The organism is Variovorax sp. GW458-11-26-14-LB1 (assembly GCF_059423965.1).
In genome coordinates, this window is sequence record NZ_JBWKYW010000024.1 from 18455 (window position 1) to 37738 (window position 19284).

Annotated in this window: 19 protein-coding genes; 12 read left to right on the top strand and 7 right to left on the bottom strand. The window is 69.5% G+C overall.

What is annotated here, in order from left to right; all coding sequences use genetic code 11:
- The first annotated feature begins 23 nt into the window (after positions 1–23).
- Positions 24–950: an ROK family protein gene (locus AC07YS_RS17165; RefSeq protein WP_495268890.1), complete on the top strand. Its 927-nt coding sequence runs from the start codon at positions 24–26 to the stop codon at positions 948–950.
- On the opposite strand, the gene AC07YS_RS17170 is transcribed toward AC07YS_RS17165, so the two are convergent.
- Complete coding sequence (locus AC07YS_RS17170; RefSeq protein ID WP_495268889.1) at positions 923–2437, bottom strand: aminotransferase-like domain-containing protein; 1515 nt, start codon at positions 2435–2437, stop codon at positions 923–925. The genes AC07YS_RS17165 and AC07YS_RS17170 overlap by 28 nt on opposite strands.
- A gap of 172 nt (positions 2438–2609) precedes the next feature.
- Between AC07YS_RS17170 and AC07YS_RS17175 the strand changes: the two genes are divergently transcribed.
- Complete coding sequence (locus tag AC07YS_RS17175) at positions 2610–2945, top strand: hypothetical protein (protein WP_307583109.1); 336 nt, start codon at positions 2610–2612, stop codon at positions 2943–2945.
- A gap of 46 nt (positions 2946–2991) precedes the next feature.
- Here the strand turns inward: AC07YS_RS17175 and glmU are convergent, their stop codons facing one another.
- A complete protein-coding gene (gene glmU / locus AC07YS_RS17180; RefSeq protein ID WP_139705299.1) occupies positions 2992–4422 on the bottom strand; it encodes a bifunctional UDP-N-acetylglucosamine diphosphorylase/glucosamine-1-phosphate N-acetyltransferase GlmU in 1431 nt (476 codons plus the stop codon).
- Between glmU and AC07YS_RS17185 the strand changes: the two genes are divergently transcribed.
- Complete coding sequence (locus AC07YS_RS17185; protein ID WP_495268888.1) at positions 4421–5320, top strand: DUF6279 family lipoprotein; 900 nt, start codon at positions 4421–4423, stop codon at positions 5318–5320. The two genes, glmU and AC07YS_RS17185, sit on opposite strands and share 2 nt — an antisense overlap.
- A 14-nt stretch (positions 5321–5334) precedes the next feature.
- Here the strand turns inward: AC07YS_RS17185 and AC07YS_RS17190 are convergent, their stop codons facing one another.
- Complete coding sequence (locus AC07YS_RS17190) at positions 5335–6105, bottom strand: Crp/Fnr family transcriptional regulator (protein WP_495268887.1); 771 nt, start codon at positions 6103–6105, stop codon at positions 5335–5337.
- A gap of 93 nt (positions 6106–6198) precedes the next feature.
- On the opposite strand from AC07YS_RS17190, the gene AC07YS_RS17195 reads away from it, so the two are divergent.
- Positions 6199–6615, top strand: a complete 417-nt coding sequence (locus AC07YS_RS17195) for a BLUF domain-containing protein (protein ID WP_495268886.1) — start codon at positions 6199–6201, stop codon at positions 6613–6615.
- A 94-nt stretch (positions 6616–6709) separates the two neighbouring features.
- Here AC07YS_RS17195 and AC07YS_RS17200 read toward each other — a convergent pair whose 3' ends face one another.
- Positions 6710–7027: a DUF2917 domain-containing protein gene (locus AC07YS_RS17200; protein WP_062477930.1), complete on the bottom strand. Its 318-nt coding sequence runs from the start codon at positions 7025–7027 to the stop codon at positions 6710–6712.
- Between the two features lie 175 nt (positions 7028–7202).
- Between AC07YS_RS17200 and AC07YS_RS17205 the strand changes: the two genes are divergently transcribed.
- Entirely contained in the window at positions 7203–8186 is a 984-nt protein-coding gene (locus AC07YS_RS17205; protein WP_062477933.1) for a LysR substrate-binding domain-containing protein, read from the top strand.
- Positions 8187–8303: 117 nt separating this feature from the next.
- On the opposite strand, the gene AC07YS_RS17210 is transcribed toward AC07YS_RS17205, so the two are convergent.
- Positions 8304–8921, bottom strand: a complete 618-nt coding sequence (locus AC07YS_RS17210; protein WP_062477936.1) for a 5-formyltetrahydrofolate cyclo-ligase — start codon at positions 8919–8921, stop codon at positions 8304–8306.
- 9 nt (positions 8922–8930) lie between these two features.
- On the opposite strand from AC07YS_RS17210, the gene AC07YS_RS17215 reads away from it, so the two are divergent.
- From AC07YS_RS17215 to AC07YS_RS17225, 3 genes are all read left to right on the top strand, one after another.
- The gene (locus AC07YS_RS17215; RefSeq protein ID WP_492733985.1) at positions 8931–10961 is read left to right on the top strand and encodes a lytic transglycosylase domain-containing protein; all 2031 of its coding nucleotides are present in this window, start codon (positions 8931–8933) and stop codon (positions 10959–10961) included.
- A 1-nt stretch (position 10962) separates the two neighbouring features.
- Positions 10963–11526: an MgtC/SapB family protein gene (locus AC07YS_RS17220; protein ID WP_495268885.1), complete on the top strand. Its 564-nt coding sequence runs from the start codon at positions 10963–10965 to the stop codon at positions 11524–11526.
- 109 nt (positions 11527–11635) lie between these two features.
- Positions 11636–12322, top strand: a complete 687-nt coding sequence (locus AC07YS_RS17225) for a glutathione S-transferase family protein (protein ID WP_495268884.1) — start codon at positions 11636–11638, stop codon at positions 12320–12322.
- A gap of 16 nt (positions 12323–12338) precedes the next feature.
- Here AC07YS_RS17225 and AC07YS_RS17230 read toward each other — a convergent pair whose 3' ends face one another.
- Positions 12339–13076 (bottom strand): OmpW/AlkL family protein, encoded by a 738-nt coding sequence (locus AC07YS_RS17230; protein ID WP_062477953.1) that lies wholly within the window; start codon positions 13074–13076, stop codon positions 12339–12341.
- Between the two features lie 165 nt (positions 13077–13241).
- Between AC07YS_RS17230 and AC07YS_RS17235 the strand changes: the two genes are divergently transcribed.
- The 4 genes from AC07YS_RS17235 to otsA all read left to right on the top strand — a co-directional run bounded on the left by AC07YS_RS17235 (position 13242) and on the right by otsA (position 18679).
- Positions 13242–14513, top strand: a complete 1272-nt coding sequence (locus AC07YS_RS17235) for a multifunctional CCA addition/repair protein (protein WP_495268883.1) — start codon at positions 13242–13244, stop codon at positions 14511–14513.
- A 73-nt stretch (positions 14514–14586) separates the two neighbouring features.
- Positions 14587–15378, top strand: coding sequence for a trehalose-phosphatase (gene otsB, locus AC07YS_RS17240; RefSeq protein ID WP_495268882.1), 792 nt, complete (start codon positions 14587–14589; stop codon positions 15376–15378).
- Positions 15375–17297: a glycoside hydrolase family 15 protein gene (locus AC07YS_RS17245; protein WP_495268881.1), complete on the top strand. Its 1923-nt coding sequence runs from the start codon at positions 15375–15377 to the stop codon at positions 17295–17297. The genes otsB and AC07YS_RS17245 overlap by 4 nt, the downstream gene beginning before the upstream one ends.
- The gene (gene otsA / locus AC07YS_RS17250) at positions 17294–18679 is read left to right on the top strand and encodes an alpha,alpha-trehalose-phosphate synthase (UDP-forming) (protein WP_159273914.1); all 1386 of its coding nucleotides are present in this window, start codon (positions 17294–17296) and stop codon (positions 18677–18679) included. Before AC07YS_RS17245 ends, otsA begins: the two co-directional genes overlap by 4 nt.
- Positions 18680–18697: 18 nt before the next feature.
- Here otsA and AC07YS_RS17255 read toward each other — a convergent pair whose 3' ends face one another.
- The gene (locus AC07YS_RS17255; protein WP_139705322.1) at positions 18698–19180 is read right to left on the bottom strand and encodes an Lrp/AsnC family transcriptional regulator; all 483 of its coding nucleotides are present in this window, start codon (positions 19178–19180) and stop codon (positions 18698–18700) included.
- Positions 19181–19284 lie beyond the last annotated feature (104 nt).

Genomic DNA, 19284 nt, shown 5'->3' on the forward strand with positions numbered 1-19284 from the left:
CAGAGAAAGAAGAGAACCCCGCAATGAGAGCCTGCGTAGACATCGGCGGCACCAAGGTCGCCGTGAGCCTTTCCGCTTCGAGCGACGCGCCGCTGATCGGCCGCCGCAGCGAGCCCACCGCCAAGACCGGCAGCAACGACGCCGTGGCGGTGCAGATCCTGCGGCTCATCGATGAGGTGTGCGCCGAGCAGGGCATCGACCCGGCCAGCATCGACCGCGTGGGCGTGTCGTCGACCGGGCCCTTCGAGCTGCACGACGGCATGGTCGAGCTGGCCACGCCCAACATCTGCGGCGGTATCGCCGGCCCCTCGCGCGGGCTGCCCAACAACTGGATGACGGCCATCGTCGAGGCGCCGCTGGCGCGCCGCTTCGCGCGCGTGCGCGTCGAGAACGACGCCGTGGCCGCGCTCGAGGCCGAGCGCCACTGGGGCGCGCTGAAGGGGCTCGACAACTGTGCCTACGCCACCTGGAGCACGGGCGTGGGCGTGGGCCTGTGCGTCGACGGCAAGGCGCTGCGCGGCAAGAACGGCAACGCCGGCCATGCGGGCCACAGCTTCGTGGTCGACGACGACAGCGGCGCGCTGTGCGGCTGCGGCAACCTGGGCGACGTGGAAGCGCTGGCGGGCGGCAATTCGATCGCGCACCGCTTCGGCCAGCCCGCGGCCGATCTGTTCACGGCCGCCGCGGCCGGTGACGCCGCCGCGCTCGAGAAGGCCGACGCGCTGTGCCGCGTGATCGGCCGCATGCTCTACAATCTGGTCATCACGCTCGACCTGCAGCGCATCAGCCTGGGCGGCAGCGTGTTTTTGCACCACCGCGACTTCGTGCTGCCGCGGCTGCAGGCGCAGGTCGACGGCAAGCTGCCGCCGCTCACGCGCGGCGTGTTGCTGGTGCCCGCCGGACTCGGCGACAAGGTGGGCGACTACGCGGCTCTGGCGCTGCTGGACTGAGTTGCAGCGCGCGGCGATCGCACCAGCGTCGCCGGCGGGTGCTTCTGCGCCGCACAGCCTTCTTCGACGATCCGCCCGAGCCGCCGCAGCCCCGCGTCGACCGCTTCGCTGAAGGGCCAGCCGCAGTTGATGCGCAGGTAGTGGTCGAAGCGCGAGGCGTTCGAGAACTGCGCGCCCGGTGCCACCAGCATGTGCTCGCGCAGGGCCGCCTCGAACACTGCCACCGACGACAGCCGCTCGGGCAGTTCCACCCACAGCTGGAAGCCGCCGCGCGGCAGGTTCAGCCGCGTGCCGGCCGGGAAGTAGCGGGCGATGGCGTCGGCCGTCTGGTCGCGCTGCGTGTGCAGGCATTCGCGCAGCCGGCGCAGGTGGCGGTCGTAGCCGCCGCTGGCAATGATCTCGCCCGCGGCGATCTGCGCCAGCGCCTCGTTGTTGCGCGTCTGCGCGTACTTGAGCATCTCGACCTGCGCGTGCCAGCGCCCGGCCGTGATCCAGCCCAGCCGCAGGCCCGGCGCCAGCACCTTGTGCAGCGAGGCGCAATACACCACGTTGCCCGTGCGGTCCCAGGACTTGATGGCGCGCGGCGGCACCTCGGTCTCCACCAGGTCGCTGTAGGTGTCGTCCTCGACCAGCGCGATGCCGTGGCTTTCGCACAGCTGCACCAGCCGCTGCTTGTGGGCGTCGGGCATCACGCTGCCGATGGGGTTCTGCAGGTGCGGCACCACCACCACGGCCTTGATGTCGTCGTAGGTGTGGATGGCCAGGTCGAGCGCTTCCAGCGAGATGCCGGTCTGCGGGCTGGTGGGAATCTCCAGCCCGCGCAGGCCCAGGCTCTCGAGCACCTGCAGCAGGCCGTAGAAGGTGGGCGATTCGACGGCCACGGTGTCGCCGGGCTTGGCGATGGCGCGCAATGCGAGGTTCAGCGCCTCGATGCAGCCGTTGGTGACCAGCACGTCGTCGGGTGCCACGGTCATGCCCACGCGCAGGTTGCGCTGGGCCACGACCTGGCGGAACTGCTCGTGGCCCTTTTGCGAGGAGGCGGTGGTCAGCAGCTCGGGGCGCTGGCGCAGCGCGCGCGTCATGGCGTTGCGCAGCGCCTCGGCCGGGTAGAGCTCGGGGGCGGCGCGCGAGATCGCGAAGTTGAGCTTCACGTCGTTGAGCCGCCCGCGCGCCATGAAGTTGGCCATGCGCGTGCGCATGTTGACGAACTGCGCCGGGTCGGGCGGCAGGCCGGACACGGGTTCTTCCATGGCCGCGATGGCCAGCCGCTGCGGGCGGCGCACGAAGTAGCCGGAGCGGTCGCGCGCCTCGACCCAGCCTTCGCTTTCCATGGCGCGGCACACCTGCAGCGCGGTCGAGAGGCTGATGTCGTGCAGCCGCATCAGGCTGCGCAGCGAGGGGAGCTTGTCGCCGGCCTTGAGCGAACCGGCGTGGATCGCGTCCACGTAGTGCGCCGCGAGCTGGCGGTAGAGCGGTAGCGAGTCCATGGGTCGATGTTCCCCGCATCGGGCATCCGAAAACAGATGCAGTTGACTGGGAAAAAGACCATAACAGATGGTGTGGCGGCCCGGCTGTTCCGGTCGCAATAGCCATCGGGTGTGCCTGTTTTTCGGGCGGTGGAATTCCTACGATGAAGCCCACATCCACCCGAGGTCCGCCATGATCACCACCCTGTCCGAAGCCCCCGATTCCATCGTCCTCGAACCCGGCCAGTCGCTGCGCACCGCCGTCGATGCGGGCGCCTGGCTGCAGCTGGCCGAGGGCCGTGCCCGCGTGGTGTCGCCGCCGGGCTGGCTGGGCGAGACGGTGTTCATGACCGAGACGCTGCTCGGCGAGGGCGACATGCACTGCGTGCCGCAGGGCGGGTGGATCGAGGTGTCGGCGGTGACGGCGGTGCACCTGCGGGTGCATGCGCCCCAGCGCACGGCCCGGGCCACGGCGCCGGTGGCGGCGCGGCCGGTGATGCGCTTCGTGCGCCTGCTGACGGGCTGGTGAGGTCCGGGGCAGGGCGCCTGCCCCGAACCAGAGCCCGAAGCCGCTGTCAGTTCTTCGGCAACTTCTGCGGCCGCTTCCAGTTCGCGAAGCTGACCTGCTTGCCCCGCGCCACGGTCAGCGCGCCGGGCTCGGTCGACTTGTTCACCGTCGAGCCGCCGCCGATGGTGCCGCCCGCGCCGATGGTCACGGGCGCCACGAGCACGCAGTTGCTGCCCACGTGCACGTCGGCCTCGATCACGGTGCGGTGCTTGTTGGCGCCGTCGTAGTTGGCCGTGATGCTGCCTGCGCCGTAGTTCACGCGCTCGCCCACCGTGGCGTCGCCCAGGTAGGCCAGGTGGTTGGCCTTGGCGCCCGCCGCCAGCGTGGAGTTCTTGACCTCGACGAAGTTGCCGATGTGAACCTCGGCGCCCAGTTGGGCACCGGGCCGCAGCCGCGCAAAGGGCCCGACCAGCGCGCCCGCGCCCACCGTCACGCCGGCCTTCTCGCCGTCGATGTGGGTGAAGGGGTGGATCACCGCGCCCGCCTCGATGCGCACGTTGGCAATGACGCAGTTCGCGCCGATGCGCACGCCTTCGCCCAGCGACACCGTGCCTTCGAACACGCAGTTGACGTCGATGTCGACGTCGGCGCCGCAGCTCAGCGTGCCGCGCAGGTCGAAGCGCGCCGGGTCGGCCAGGCGCACGCCCTGTTCCATCAGCGCGTTGGCCTGGCGCAGCTGCCAGGCGCGCTCCAGCGCCGCGAGCTGGGCCGGGCTGTTGATGCCCGCCACCTGCAGCGCGTCGGTCGTGACATGCGCCACCACCGGCACGCGGTCGTCGGCCGCGAACTTCACGATGTCGGTCAGGTAGTACTCGCCCTGGGTGTTCTTGTTGTCCAGGCGCGCCAGCCAGCCCTTGAGCAGGCGTGCGGGCGCGGCCATCACGCCGCTGTTGATCTCGCGCACGGCGCGCTGCGCCTCGGTGGCGTCCTTGTGCTCGACGATGGCCGTCACTTCACCGCCCGCCGTGGTGCGGATGATGCGGCCGTAGCCCGTGGGGTCGTCGAGCTCGATGGTCAGCAGCGCGAGCCGCTCGCCGCCGCTGGCGGCGATGAGGGTGCGCAGCGTGTCCTCGGCGATCAGGGGCACGTCGCCCGACAGGATCACCACGGTGCCGTCGTCCGGCAGCTGCGGCGTGGCCTGCTGCACGGCGTGGCCGGTGCCCAGCTGGGGCTCCTGGCGCGCGAAACCGAGGGCGGCGGCGTTCACGGCCGTGGCCTTGATCGCGGTCTCGACCTGCTCGGCGCCGTGGCCCGTCACGACCACGACATGGCGCGCGCCGATGCGCGCGGCGGTGTCGGTCACATGGGCCAGCAAGGCGCGGCCGGCCAAACGATGCAACACTTTGGGCAGCTTGCTCTTCATGCGCGTGCCCTTGCCGGCCGCCATGATGACGACGTCGACCGGTCCCTGGTTGCTCTGCTGCGGAGTCTGATTCATGCGCTTTTCTTCCCGGATTCGTTGTGCTGGACTGGCCCGAATTATCGGTGTGCTGCTGCTGGCCGCTGCCCTGGGGGCTTGCAGCGCGGTCAAGCTCGCCTACAACAACCTGCCCGAGCTGAGCTACTGGTGGCTCGACGGCTACTTCGACTTCGACGGCGCCCAGACCCCCAAGGTGCGCGACGAGCTCGCCCAGCTGCTGGCCTGGCACCGCCAGAACGAGCTGCCGCGCATCATCGGCCTGCTGCAGGAGGCCCAGGGCCTGGCGAGCGCCGAGGTGACGCCGGCCCAAGCCTGCCAGCTGGCCGACCGCGTCCGCGAGCGCCTGCTCGCCGTCACCGAGCGCGCCGAGGCCGCCAGCGCCGAACTCGCGCTGAGCCTGAGCGACGCGCAGTTGCAGCAGCTCGAACGCAAGTACGCGAAGAACAACACCGACTACCGCAAGGACTGGCTCGATCGCAGCCCCGCGCAGGTGCAGGAAAAACGCTACGACCAGTTCCTCGAGCGCCAGGAAGACTTCTACGGCCGCCTCACGACCGAGCAGCGCGCGCTGCTGCGCCAGCAGGTGGCGCAGTCGGTGTTCAGCCCGAAGCTGGCGTACGAGGAGCGGCGCCAGCGCCAGCAGGAGGCGCTGGTGCTGCTGCGCGGCTTCCAGGGCAGCAACGGCGGCCCGCGCGTGTCGCCGGCCGAGGCCCGCGCCGCGCTGCATGCCTACATCCAGCGCATCGCCGATCCGCCGCCCGGCCCCTGGCGCGACCAGCAGCAGGCGCTGCTGCAGGAAGGCTGCCGCAACCTGGCGGCGCTGCACAACACCACCAGCGCCACGCAGCGCGAGCAGGCGGTGCGGCGGCTGCAGGCCTACCAGGGCGACCTGCGGCAGCTGGTGGCGGCGCGCTGAGGCAGGCGGCGCCTTCAGATCATCGGCACCGGCCGCATGGGGCGCTCGAAGTAGTCGCCCAGCGTTTCGAGCGCATGCGGCTCCAGGATGCGCAGCCAGCCGCCGTCGAGCTTGTACAGGCCCAGGCGCTGCAAGCGCCGCATCGTCTTGTTGGTGTGCACCAGCGACAGCCCCAGCGCGTCGGCGATGTGCTGCTGGTTGAACGGAAACTCCACCCAGCCGTCGCGCACCATGCCCACGCGCTGGGCGCGGCGGTACAGGTGCATGAGCAGCATGGCCACGCGCTCGCCGGCGTTGCGGCGCCCGGCGGTGACGAGGTGGTCGTCCACCAGCTTTTCCTCGCGCGCGGCCAGCCAGGTGACGTCGTAGCCGAGCCGGGGCTGGGTCTGGAACAGCGCCCACAGCCGCTCGCGGGCGAAGGCGCAGAGCGTGGCATCGGTCACGGCCTCGACGCCGTGGGTCTGGCCGTCGGCGAACTCGTCCTGCAGGCCGATGAAGTCGCCGGGCAGCAGGAAACCCAGGATCTGCCGCCGGCCGTCGCTCAGGGTCTTGTAGCGGAAGGCCCAGCCCGCATAGAGCGTGAACAGCTGCGGGCTGGCGCGGTGCTCGTCGACGATGGTGCCGCCCGCCTCGACGCGCCGGGTGCCGGTGCGAAAGGACTGGATCGCCTCCAGCTGCTGCGCCGTCACCGGCAGGAAGGCCTCCAGGCGCCGCAGCGCGCAGTGTTCGCAGGGGTTCGCACCCTGCGGCGGGGAGGCGGCAACGGGGTAGTCCTCGAACTTCACGCCGCACTATAGGCTGGCGGGGCTATGTCTTTTGACATTTCGGGGTGCAGGATGGCCCCCTAGACTCGAAACGATGTCCCCTTTTTGCACCGCATGACACAAGAACAAGCCTCTGCAGAATCCCTGTACGAATTCCTCTATTGCAGCCTGCTCGCCTCCGACCTGCCGCCCGCCACCGTGGGCGCGATCGTCACCCAGGCCCGCGCGCGCAACGCCGAGGACGGCATCTCCGGCCTGCTGGTGTTCGACGGCCAGTGCTTCTGCCAGCATTTCGAGGGGCCGCGCGAGGCGGTGCAGGCTCTGATGGCGCGGCTGCAGCGCGATCCGCGCCACGTGGCGCTCGTGGTGGTCCACGACGGCCCGCTGGCCGCCCGGCGCTACAGCGGGTTTGCGATGGGCCTGGCCGAATGCGAGGGCCCGGACCCGGTCTCCGGCCTGCGGGCCCTGCGCGGCGAGGCGGCGCTGGCGCACTTCCTGGCGCTGCGCGCCAGCTTCGACATCAGCACCTGACCGACTGACCGACTGACCGACTGAAAACGACGGGCAAAGAAAAAGGCGGCCGAAGCCGCCTTTGTTCAGAAGAGCCGGGAGTGCAGGCGGTCGGTCAGACCGGGTCCCACACGTAGGTGGCACCGTAGCCATCCCAGGCTTCCATGACGATGCGCTGGCCGGCGGCCACGGTGAGCGACTCGCCCGGGGCCAGCACGATGTCTTCGCTGGGGCCATGGGCGGTGGCGTCGGGCGTGACCCACACGCGGCCCTGCTTGACGCGCAGCACGCTCGCCGACCGCGCCTTCAGGCTCATCGCCTCGCCGGGCGCAATCTGCCAGGCGCCACGACGCACGGCCGGCGGAATGGCCGCGGTGCGGGTGGAACGGGACAGGGAAGCGAGCGATTCGTTGGTGCAGACGGCGGTGGACATGATGAGGACTCCTTGGCTGATCCGAAGCGCCTTTGACAGACAGAGAGGTTGGCGCAGTTCGGGAATGAATGATCGTTTTTGCGGCCTTGGAGGTCCAATGAAAACGAGGTAGCCTACTGATGCGCGTTTCGCATCAATCGCCCGGCCGCCGGGAACGCACACCAAAGTCATACCCATGCAACATTCGCAAACCCACCTGCGCTCCCGGCCCATTTCGGCGGGGCACCTGCGGGCCTTCGAGGCGGTCGCGCGGCACCTCAATTTCCGCGCCGCGGCCGAGGAAATGGCGCTCACCCAGTCGGCCGTGAGCCGGCAGATCCAGTCGCTCGAAGAGGAAGTGGGCGTGTCGCTGTTCCTGCGCCACACGCGGGCCGTGGAGCTGACCAGCGCCGGGGCGCAGCTGCTGCTGTCGGTGCAGCAGGCGCTGCCGCGCATCGACATGGCGGTGCGGCAGATCCGCCAGAGCGCGGGGCGCAAGAGCGTGGCGCTCACCACGTTTGCCTCGTTCGCGTCGATGTGGCTGATTCCGCGGCTGGAGGCCTTCCAGCGCGACAACCCCGAGATCGACATCCGCATCGACGCCAGCGACATCGCGGTCGACCTCGACGTGGCCGACGTGGACATCGCGCTGCGCTACGGCCCGCCCGAAGGCATGCCGCCCGGCGCCGTGCGGCTGTTCGGCGAAACGCTGACGCCGGTGGCGAGCCCGTGGCTCATCAAGAGCAACCCACCGATCAAGACGCCGGCCGACATCGCCCGCTTCACGCTCATCGAGGCGGGCGACGCGCACCGCACGCACCTGGAATGGCTCACGTGGCGGCGCTGGTTCGAAGTGAACGGGCTGGAGCGCGCGCAGCCCAAGCGCTGGCTCTATTTCAACTATGCGTACCAGATGGTGCAGGCCGCGCTCACGGGCCAGGGCCTGGTGCTGGCGCGCAGTTCGCTCATTGCCGAAAGCCTGGCCAACGGCGACCTGATCGAGGTGCTGCCACAGCACCGCCTGGATTCGCCGATGGCCTACTGGCTCATCTCGGGGCCGCGCAATGCGCTGCGGCCCGAGATCAAGGCCTTTTCCGACTGGCTGGAGGCGCAGGCCGTGACCACGCGCCAGACCATCGGCGAGGTGCCCGACCCCGACACCGTCGACAACCTCGATTGATGGAAAGGATTTGTCCCTTCCAGGAACACCGCGGAACCGGCTTTGCCGGGCCGCTGGTGTTGCCCCCGGTGAGGGGGTTGGCGAAGCGACACGAAGTGCGCGCAGCCTGGGGGAGAGTCAAGTGACTGGCCAGACCACGCCGTTGTCGTTCAGGATGGCATCGAGCGGCAGGTCGTGCGCCTCGGGCTCGAAGTCTTCCAGGAAGCCGTTCGTGAAGCCCAGCCCCACCGTGAACGGCCGGGGCTCGAGCGCCGCCAGCGTGCGGTCGTAGAAACCACCGCCGTAGCCCAGCCGGTAGCCGCCGGCGCTGTAGCCCACGCAGGGCACGAACAGCAGGGTCGGCACGATCAGCTCGGTGTCCTTGGGCTTGGGAATGCCGTAGGCGTCTTCTTCCATCTGGCAGCCCGGGTACCAGGCATGGAAGGTGAGCGTCTTGTGAACTTTGTCGATCACCGGCAGTCCGATGCGGCGGCGCTGCGTTTCTTCCATGAGTTCGCCGTCTTCCTTCCAGCGATGCAGTGCGGGCAGCGGGTCGAACTCGCCCTTGATCGGCCAGTAGGCGCCGATCACGGTGTCGGGCCGGCCGACCAGCCAGATCCGCATCACCCGCTGCAGCAGGTCGGCCCGCGCGAGGCGGTCGGGCAGCGCCAGGCGTTGCTCGATGAGTGCCTTTCGCAGTTGACCCTTCAGAAAACTCGCCGTGGCCGAGGTGTCGGCATCCTTTGACTTGTCCATAATCCCCCGATGCAGTTCCCAAGCATTTTGGCATCCGCGCGCGCTCGTCAGCGTCGCGGCGCGCCCGCCCTGGTTTTTTCCGCCGTTCTCGCACTCGCCGCGCTGCTGTCGCAACAGCCCGCCGCCGCGCAGAACAACACCAACGACGACGTGCTGGTCCAGATGAAGCAGGCCTTCCAGCGCGGCGACAAGGCCCGCCTCACGGCCTTGCTGCCGCAGGCCCGCGGCCATGCACTCGAACCCTGGGCCGCCTACTGGGAGCTCAAGGCCCGCCTGCAGGAGGCCGCGCCCAACGAGGTGCAGGACTTCTACGCGCGCTACCCCAACACCTACCAGGAAGACCGCCTGCGCAACGACTGGCTGCTGCTGCTCGGCCAGCGCCGCGACTGGGACGGCTTCGCCTCCAACATCGCCGGCTTCCGCATGGGCGACGACGCCCAGGTGCGCTGCTACGCGGTGCTGGTCGACACGCTGCGCACTGGCACGGCCACGCAGGCGCAGGCCGACGAGGTGCGCCGCAACTGGTTCGCGCAGAAGGACAGCGACGACGGCTGCCTCACCGCCGCCGACCGCATGGTGGCGGCCCGCCTGATGACCACCAACGACGCCTGGAAGAAGGCGCGCCTGGCCATCGAGGCCAACCGGCCCGCGGCCGCGCGTGGCGCGGTCACCATCGCCGCGCCCGACGCGCTGCCGCTGTTCGAAGAGGTCAACGCCAGCGCCGCCAAGTTCCTCACCGGCCGCGCCTTCGTCGCCGCCAAGTCGCGCAAGGAACTGGTGGTGCTCGCGCTCATCAAGATCGCGGTGGCCGATCCCGACCAGGGCGCCGCGCAGCTCGACGGCAAGTGGGGCCCGATGCTCTCCGCCGAGGAGCGCAACTGGGTCTGGGGCACCATCGGCCGCGCGGCCGCGAACAAGCTCTCGCCGATGGCCGTGAGCTATTTCGGCAACGTCACGAAGAACAGCGACCTGTCCGACGACATGCTCGGCTGGCGCGTGCGCGCCGCCCTGCGCGCCAGCCAGTGGAAAGACGTCGCGCCCGCCATCAACGCCATGAGCGACGCCGCCCAGCAAGACCCGACCTGGGTCTACTGGAAGGCCCGCGCACTGAGCAGCGCCGGCGGCGACGAGCGCCGCGCCCAGGCCCGCGAGCTGTACACCAGCATCGCCGGTACGCGCGGCTTCTATGAAATGCTGGCGCTCGAAGAGCTGGGCCAGCGCGTCGTGGCGGCCACGCGGCCCGCGCCGCTTACGCCCGAAGAAAAGAACGCCGCGCGCACCAACCCGGGCCTGCAGCGCGGCCTGCAGGCCATCGGCATGGGCCTGCGCTCCGAAGGCACGCGCGAGTGGAACTACGCCACCAACCTGCACGACAAGGGCGGCATGGACGACCGCGCCCTGCTGGCCGCCGCCGACCTGGCCTGCCAGCGCGAGGTGTGGGACCGCTGCATCAACACCAGCGAGCGCACCAAGGGCGTGATCGACGTCGAGCAGCGCTTTCCCATGCCCTTCCACGACACGGTGCTGCGCAAGAGCCAGGACATCGGCCTGGACCCGGCCTACGTCTACGGCCTGATCCGCCAGGAAAGCCGCTTCATCATGGACGCACGCTCTGGCGTCGGCGCCTCGGGCCTGATGCAGGTCATGCCCGCCACGGCGCGCTGGACCGCCCGCAAGATCGGCCTGACCGACTTCACGCCCGGCCAGATCAACGACCGCGAAACCAACATCACCATCGGCACCAACTACCTGAAGCTCGCGCTCGACGACTTCGACGGTTCGATGGCGCTGGCCGCCGCGGCCTACAACGCCGGCCCGGGCCGCCCGCGCAACTGGCGCAACGGCCCGGTGATCGACGCGGCCATCTGGGCCGAGAACGTGCCCTTCAACGAGACGCGCGACTACGTGAAGAAGGTGCTGGCCAACACCACCAACTACGCCGCCATCATCAGCGGCAAGCCGCAGTCGCTGAAGGAGCGCCTGGGCCGCGTGGGCCCGCGCAACGCCAACGAGCCGGAACCCAACAAGGACCTGCCCTGACATGAGCTGGCGCGACAAGGTGCTCGACACCGTCGCGTCCGAATTCTCGGACGTGGGCGATGTCGCGCAGCTCACGCGCATCTCGGTGCGGCTGCTCTTGGCGGCCGTGCTGGGTTTCCTGCTCGGTTTCGAGCGCGAGCAGCAGGGCAAGGCGGCCGGCGTGCGCACCCACATGCTGGTGGCCATCGGCTCGGCGCTGTTCGTGCTGATCCCGCAGCAGACCGGCATCGTGCCGGCCGACATGAGCCGCGTGATCCAGGGGCTGGTGGCCGGCGTCGGCTTCCTGTGCGCCGGCACCATCCTCAAGCAGGGCAAGGACGAATCCCACGTGCAGGGCCTCACCACCGCCGCCGGGCTGTGGATGACGGCCGCCATCGGCATGGCCTGCGGGCTGGGCCGCGAGGTCACGGCCGTGTTCAGCGCGCTGCTGGCGCTCGCGGTGCTGTCGCTGGTGCCGCGCCTCGTGGGCCTGATCGAACGCGTCGTGAAGCCCTCGCCGGACACGAACGCCTCCGGCCCACGCGTGATCGTCCCGCCCGAATCCCGCCAGGACGGCGACCGCTGAAGCGGCCTGCATCAATTCGCGCCGCCTTCGTCATCAATCGCAGCCCGCCGCCCGGCTAGCATCGACGGCTTTGCCCCGCATTCCCGCACTGACCCGGAGACCCAGATAGATGTCCAAGCTCTACATCGGCAACAAGAATTACTCGTCGTGGTCCATGCGCCCCTGGGTGCTCATGACCCAGGCCGGCATTCCCTTCGAGGAGGTGATGGTGCGCTTCGATTCGTTCGACACCACCTCGCAGTTCAAGCACGTGATCGGCGCCATCAACCCCGTGGCCAAGGTGCCGGTGCTGGTCGACGGCGACTTGGCCGTCTGGGACACGCTGGCCATCGCCGAGTACCTGGCCGAGCGCTTCCCCGAGAAGCAGCTGTGGCCCCAGGGCGTGGCCGAGCGGGCCCGTGCGCGCAGCATCTGCGCCGAAATGCACTCGGGCTTCACCAACCTGCGCGGCAACTGCCCGATGAACATCGAGGCCTCGCTGCCCGAGGTGGGCGCGCGGCTTTTGGCCGAACAGCCCGGCGTGCAGGAAGACCTCGACCGTATCGTGCAGATGTGGACCGAGCTGCTCGAGACGCACGGCGGCCCGATGCTGTTCGGCGCCTTCACCATCGCCGACGCCTTCTTCGCGCCGGTGGGCATGCGCATCCGAGGTTACGGCCTGCCGGTGCCGCCGGCCATCGACGCGTACATCGCGCGCGTGGCGGCCCTGCCGGGCGTCGCCGCGTGGATCGCGGGCGCCCTGGCCGAGAAGACCTTTGTGGCTTTCGACGAGCCCTATCGCACTTCACGCGACTGAGGCCCGTCGGACTTCGTCAGAACCGGTACGTCGCCGCCAGGTAGGTGACGATCGGGTTCAGCTTCAGGCTCGCCTCGCTGCGCGCCACCGGCAGGCCGGTGATGCTGGTCGTGGTGAGCTTGGCCTTGGTCTTCAGCGGGATGTAGGACACCGAGAACGACACGCCCCAGTGCTTGTCGAACTGGTAGGCCACGCCGGCGTTGAGCACGGGCGCGAACGAGCTGTCGAGCTTGGCGGTGGTGTTCACCGAAGACGGACGCACGTGGAACTGGCTGGCCAGCGCGCCCTGCAGGTTCGACGTGAGCTTCACGTCGCTGTACCAGACGTAGGTGGCGCCCAGGCCCACGAACGGACGGAAGGCGTCGTTGCCTTCGTTGAAGTAGTACTTGGCCAGCACGGTCGGGCTCCACTGGCGGGCCTGGCCGAGTTCGCCCACGCGCGCCAGCGTGCCGCTGCCGTTGAGCTTGAACTTGGGCGGCACGCCGAGCACGCCCTCGACGGCCCAGTGGGGGTCGATGAAGTACGCGACGTTCAGGCCCAGCGTGTCCGAGTTGGTGACGCTGGCGCCCGAGCCGGCCAGCACGCTGTGCACGGGCGAGGTCACGGTCAGCGGCTTGCTCGAATCCTGCGGCGACAGGTGGAACCAGCCGGTGCCGACGACCCAGTCGCCCGCGTTCTGCGCCAGGGCGCTGCCCGATGCCAGGACCCCGAGTGCCGCCAATGCCAACGATGCTGTTGTTGTGAGTTTCTTCATAGCTGTGAATGCTCCTTGGGTGTTGAAAACAGCCCCGCGCACGGGGGCACCGGCCAGCGACCGGTGCTTCGCGCGACGCGAATTTACGAACGGTCGTTCGCATCGCTCGGCGATTATCGAACGACCGTTCTTTTTGTGCAGGGAGAGTATCCCTACACTGCACTCATGAACATTTTTCTCGTCGGCGGTGCACTGCGCGACCGGCTGCTGGGCCGCCCCGTTTCCGACCACGACTGGCTGGTGGTGGGCGCCACGCCCGAGGCCATGGTGGCGCGCGGCTACCTGCCCGTGGGGCGCGACTTCCCCGTGTTCCTGCATCCGCGCACGCGCGAGGAGTACGCGCTGGCCCGCACCGAGCGCAAGAGCGCGCCGGGCTACCGCGGCTTCGTGGTGCATGCGGCGCCCGACGTCACGCTGGAGCAGGACCTGGCCCGGCGCGACCTGACCGTCAACGCCATCGCGCTGCCCGCCGAGCACGTGGGCGCCGACGGCAGCTTCGAGGCACGCGCCGAAACCCTGGCCGACCCCTTCCACGGCCAGCGCGACCTGCGCGACAAGGTGCTGCGCCACGTGACCGACGCCTTCCGTGAAGACCCGGTGCGCATCCTGCGCGTGGCGCGCTTTGCCGCGCGCTTCGACGACTTCACCGTCGCGCCCGAAACCATGGCGCTCATGCGCGAGATGGTCGCGGCCGGCGAGGTCGATGCGCTGGTGCCCGAGCGCGTGTGGCAGGAGCTCGCGCGCGGCCTGATGGAAACGCGCCCCTCGCGCATGTTCGAGGTGCTGCGTGACTGCGGCGCGCTCGCCGTGCTGCTGCCCGAGGTCGACCGGCTCTGGGGCGTGCCGCAGCCGGCGCAGCACCACCCCGAGATCGACACCGGCGTGCACCTGATGATGGTGCTCGACACCAGCGCGCGGCTGGGCGCCACGCTGCCCGTGCGCTTCGCCTGCCTGATGCACGACCTCGGCAAGGGCACCACGCCCGCCGACATGCTGCCGCGCCACATCAACCACGAGCTGCGCAGCGTCGACCTGCTGCAGGCCGTGTGCGAACGCTGGCGCGTGCCGGTGGAGCTGCGCGAGCTGGCCGAGGTGGTGGCGCGCGAGCACGGCAACATCCACCGCAGCGGCGCGCTCGACGCGACGCCGCTGGTGCGCCTGCTGGAGCGCTGCGACGCCTTCCGCAAGCCGGCGCGCTTCGCCGAGGCGCTGCTGGCCTGCGAATGCGACGCGCGCGGCCGGCTCGGCTTCGAGGACACGGCCTACCCGCAGCGCCCGCGCCTGCTCGCGGTGCTCGCGGCGGCCCAGGCCGTGGCCACCGACGTGGTGGCGCGCGAGGCGCAGCAGGCCGGTGCCACGGGGCCGCGCATCGGCGAGGCGATCCACCGTGCGCGCATCGCGGCGGTGAAGGCCTCGTTGCCGGCCACGGCCGACTGAATCGCCGCCATCGGCGCACGCCGGGACTTTGGCCGACACGCGCCGCGTGCGAGCCGTGCTATGGTTTTTCCCAATGCCAAAGTCCTCCAGCAGCAACGCCCAGTTGCCACCTCCGCCGGGCCGGGACGCCGCCCTTTTTCTCGACTTCGACGGCACGCTGGTCGGCCTCGCCGCCACGCCTGAAGCCATCGAGGTGCCGCCCGCCCTCGTGCCCCTGCTGAGCGACCTGCGCGACCTGCTCGGTGGCGCGCTCGCCGTGGTGTCGGGGCGCCAGATCGATGCCATCGACCGCTTTCTCGCGCCGCTGCGGCTGCCAGCGGCCGGCGAGCACGGCGTGCAGCGCCGCGATGCCAAAGGCGGCATGCAGGAGCAGCGCCCGCCCGACCTCGTGCCCATCCTGGAGGTGGCGAACGAGCTCGCGCGCATCCACGAAGGCCTGCTGGTGGAGCGCAAGCACGGCGCCATCGCGCTGCACTACCGGCTCGCGCCGCAGCTGGAGGCCGTGTGCCGCGACGCGATGGCACGCGCCATCGAAGGCCGTCCGCAGCTCGAGCTCATGCATGGCAAGTTCGTGTTCGAGGTCAAGCCTTCGGGCGTCAACAAGGGCCTCGCCATCGAAGCCTTCATGACCGAAGCGCCGTTCGCGGGCCGCACGCCGGTCTTTGCGGGCGACGACACCACCGACGAGAGCGGCTTCGCCGTCGTGCAGCCGCGCGGCGGCGTCGCGATCAAGGTCGGCACCGGGCCGAGCCTGGCGCTGCACCGGCTCGAATCGCCGCGCGCGGTCTACGAATGGCTGGTGCAGGCGCGCGACCTGCTGGCCGCGCCTGCCCCCCAGACACCATCACCGAGGAAGCCCGCATGAGCGAACAACAACTGCCGAAGGCTCCGGAGGACCGCGCGGGCGACGCCCTGGCCGGCGCGGCAGGCCCCGACGACCAGGCGCCCGTCGACGCCGCGAAAGTGGCTGCGGCCCCGCCGCGCGGCTTCGCGCCGCCGGCCGAGCCCTCGCTCAATGTCGGCGTGATCGGCAACTGCGCCTACAGCGCGCTCATCGATGCGCGCGCCCGCGCCGTCTGGTGCTGCCTGCCGCGCTTCGACGGCGACCCGGTCTTCAACGCGCTGCTGCACCCCGGCGAGGAGGCCGGCGCCTGGGCCATCGAGATCGAGGACTTCGCCTCCAGCAAGCAGTGGTACGAGCCCAACACCGCCGTGCTGCGCACGCAGCTGTTCGACAGCGCGGGGCAGGGCATCGAGATCACCGACTTCGCGCCGCGCTTTCACAGCCGCTCGCGCTACTTCCGCCCGCTCATGATGGTGCGCCGCGTGCGCCCGATTGCCGGCGCGCCGCGCATCCGCGTGTCGCTCGACCCGCGCTTCCAGTGGGGTGCCTCGGCGCCGACCGAGGTCACGCGCGGCAGCAACCACATCCGCTATGTCGGGCCCGACGTGACCTTGCGGCTGAACACCGACGCGTCGATTTCGCACATCCTGTCGCGCCAGCCTTTCGTGATCTCGCGCGAGTACAACTTCATGTTCGGCGTGGACGAGACGCTGCTCGAAGGCATCGCCGACACCGCGCGCAAGTTCGAGCAGGAAACCATCGCCTACTGGCGCACCTGGAGCAAGCGCCTGGCCATTCCCTTCGAGTACCAGGACGCGGTGATCCGCGCGGCCATCACGCTCAAGCTCTCTCTGTACGAGGACACCGGCGCCATCGTGGCCGCCATGACCACCAGCATCCCCGAGGCGCCGGGCAGCCAGCGCAACTGGGACTACCGCTACTGCTGGCTGCGCGACGCCTTCTTCGTGGTGCGCGCGCTCAACTCGCTGAGCGAGGTGGGCACGATGGAAGACTACCTGCGCTGGCTCGGCAACGTGGTGATCGGCTCGCACGGCGAGCACATCCAGCCGCTGTACGGCATCGGGCTGGAGCGCGAGTTGCCCGAGTCCTTCGTCGAGGGCCTGCCCGGCTACCGCGGCATGGGCCCGGTGCGCGTGGGCAACCAGGCGCAGGAGCACTTCCAGCACGACGTGTACGGCAACATCGTGCTCGGCGCGGCGCAGGCTTTTCATGACCACCGGCTGCTGAGCCGCGCGGGCGTGGCGGAGTTTCCGCACCTCGAAGCCGTGGGCGAGCAGGCCGTGCGCGTGTACGGCACGCCCGACGCCGGCATGTGGGAGCTGCGCACGCGCGCACGCGTGCACACCAGCTCGGCGCTCATGAGCTGGGCCGCCTGCGACCGCCTCGCCAAGATCGCGCGACGGCTCGAACTTCCCGAGCGCGCCGCCTACTGGCATGGCCATGCCGCACGCATGAAGGAAGAGATTCTTGCCAAGTCGTGGTGCGAAGAGCGCCAGGCCTTTGCCGAAAGCTTCGGCGGGCACGAGCTCGACGCGAGCATCCTGCTGATGGTCGAGGTGGGCCTGATCGATGCGCGCGACCCGCGCTTCATCTCCACCGTCGACGCCATGGAAAAGTCACTGTGCGACGGCCCCTACATGCGCCGCTACGAAGCCGCCGACGACTTCGGCAAGCCCGAGACCGCCTTCAACATCTGCACCTTCTGGCGCATCGACGCGCTGGCCAAGATCGGCCGCAAGGCCGAGGCGCGGCAGATTTTTGAAACCATGCTCGCCGCGCGCAACCCGCTGGGGCTGCTGTCGGAAGACACGCACCCGGTCACGGGCGAGATGTGGGGCAACTTTCCGCAGACCTATTCGATGGTCGGCATCATCAACGCGGCCGTGCGCCTGTCCGCTCCCTGGGATTCGTGCATATGAGTCGTCTCGTCGTTGTTTCGAACCGCGTGGCCGACCCGCGCAAGCCCGCCGCCGGCGGCCTGGCCGTGGCCCTGGGCGAGAGCCTGCAGCAAAGCGGCGGCCTGTGGTTCGGCTGGAGCGGGCAGATCGTCGAGGGCGGGCCCACGGGCGAAGGCGAGCTGCACAAGCAGCAGGCCGGCAAGGTGACGCTGGCCACGCTCGACCTGAGCCGCGACGACCACGACAGCTACTACCTGGGCTACAGCAACGACGTGCTCTGGCCGGTGTTCCACAACCGCCTGGACCTGGCGCATTTCGATGCCGGCTTCATCGGCGGCTACCGGCGCGTGAACCAGCTGTTCGCGCGCAAGCTGATGCCGCTGCTGAAGGACGACGACATCATCTGGATCCACGACTACCACCTGATGCCGCTGGCCGCCGAGCTGCGCGCCATGGGCTGCAAGCAGCGCATCGGCTTCTTCCTGCACATTCCGCTGCCGCCGCAGATCATCATCGCGGCCATTCCGCAGCACGAATGGTTGATGCGTTCGCTGTTCTCGTACGATCTGATCGGCTTCCAGGCGCAGCAGGACGTGCAGCACTTCGAGCACTACGTGCGCAACGAGGCCCACGGCGAGTACCTGGGCAACGACATGTATCGCGCCTACGGGCAGACGGTGCGCTGCAACGCCTTCCCCATCGGCATCGACGTGGACGAGTTCGCGGCGCTCACGCACGCCAAGGAATCGCGCGACATGTACGAGACCATGAAGCGCGAGTACTCGAGCCGCCGGCTGCTGCTGGGCATCGACCGGCTCGACTATTCGAAGGGCATCCCGCAGCGCGTGCGCTCGTTCCGCGAGCTGCTGGCCAACTACCCCGAGAACCGCCGCAGCGCCACGCTGATCCAGATCGCCTCGCCCACGCGCGAGACGGTCGATGCCTACGCCGACATCCGCAAGGAACTCGAATCGCTGTGCGGCGCCATCAACGGCGACTACGGCGAGCTCGACTGGATGCCGGTGCGCTACATCCACCGCATGGTGGCGCGCCGCCGCGTGCCCGGCCTGTGCCGCGCGGCCGCCGTGGGGTTGGTGACGCCGCTGCGCGACGGCATGAACCTCGTGGCCAAGGAGTACATCGCGGCGCAGGACCCGGCCGACCCGGGCGTGCTGGTGCTGTCGCGTTTTGCCGGCGCGGCCGAGCAGCTGAAAGAGGCGCTGCTGGTGAATCCGTACGACACACACGGCACCGCGGAGACAGTGCAGCAGGCGCTGCAGATGCCGCTGGAAGAGCGGCGCGAGCGGCACCAGAAGCTGCTGTCGCGCATCCGCGAGCACGACATCCACTGGTGGCGGCGCACCTTCCTCGAAGCGCTGCGCGAGGCGGCGAGCGAGCGCTGATCGCGCACAGAACCGGCGTCAGCCCAGTGGCACGCGGGCCCCGAACTTTGCGCGCTTCAGGCTGAAGAACGCCTTCACGTTGCGCACGTTGGCGTCGGCAGTGAACAGCCGCTGCGTCAGCGCGCCATAGCCGGGCATGTCGCGCGCCACCACCACCAGCACGAAATCGGGCCCCGGCGACACGCGCCAGCACTGCTGCACGGCGTCGTCTGCGATCACGCGGGCCTCGAAGGCATCGAGCGCGGCGGCGTCCTGCCGGTCGAGCGAAATCTCCACCACCGCCTGCAGGCCATGGCCCAGCACCGTGGCGAGCCGGTCGGGCGAGAGCAGGGCGACCTGGCGCTCGATGAGGCCTTCCTGTCGCAGGCGCTGCACCCGGCGCAGGCAGGTCGGCGGCGAGATGCCCACCTCGGCCGCCAGGCGCTGGTTGGTCTGCGAGGCGTCGTTCTGGAGTGCGTCGAGCAGCTTGAGGTCGATGGCGTCGAGGGAGATTGATTCCATATCGGTTGAAATTATGGAATAAAACTCCATCTATGGGTTTCAGTGAAATAAAAGTCCGAAACTGAGGAAATTTAGACGCCATATTTCTTGTACGTCTCCCTACC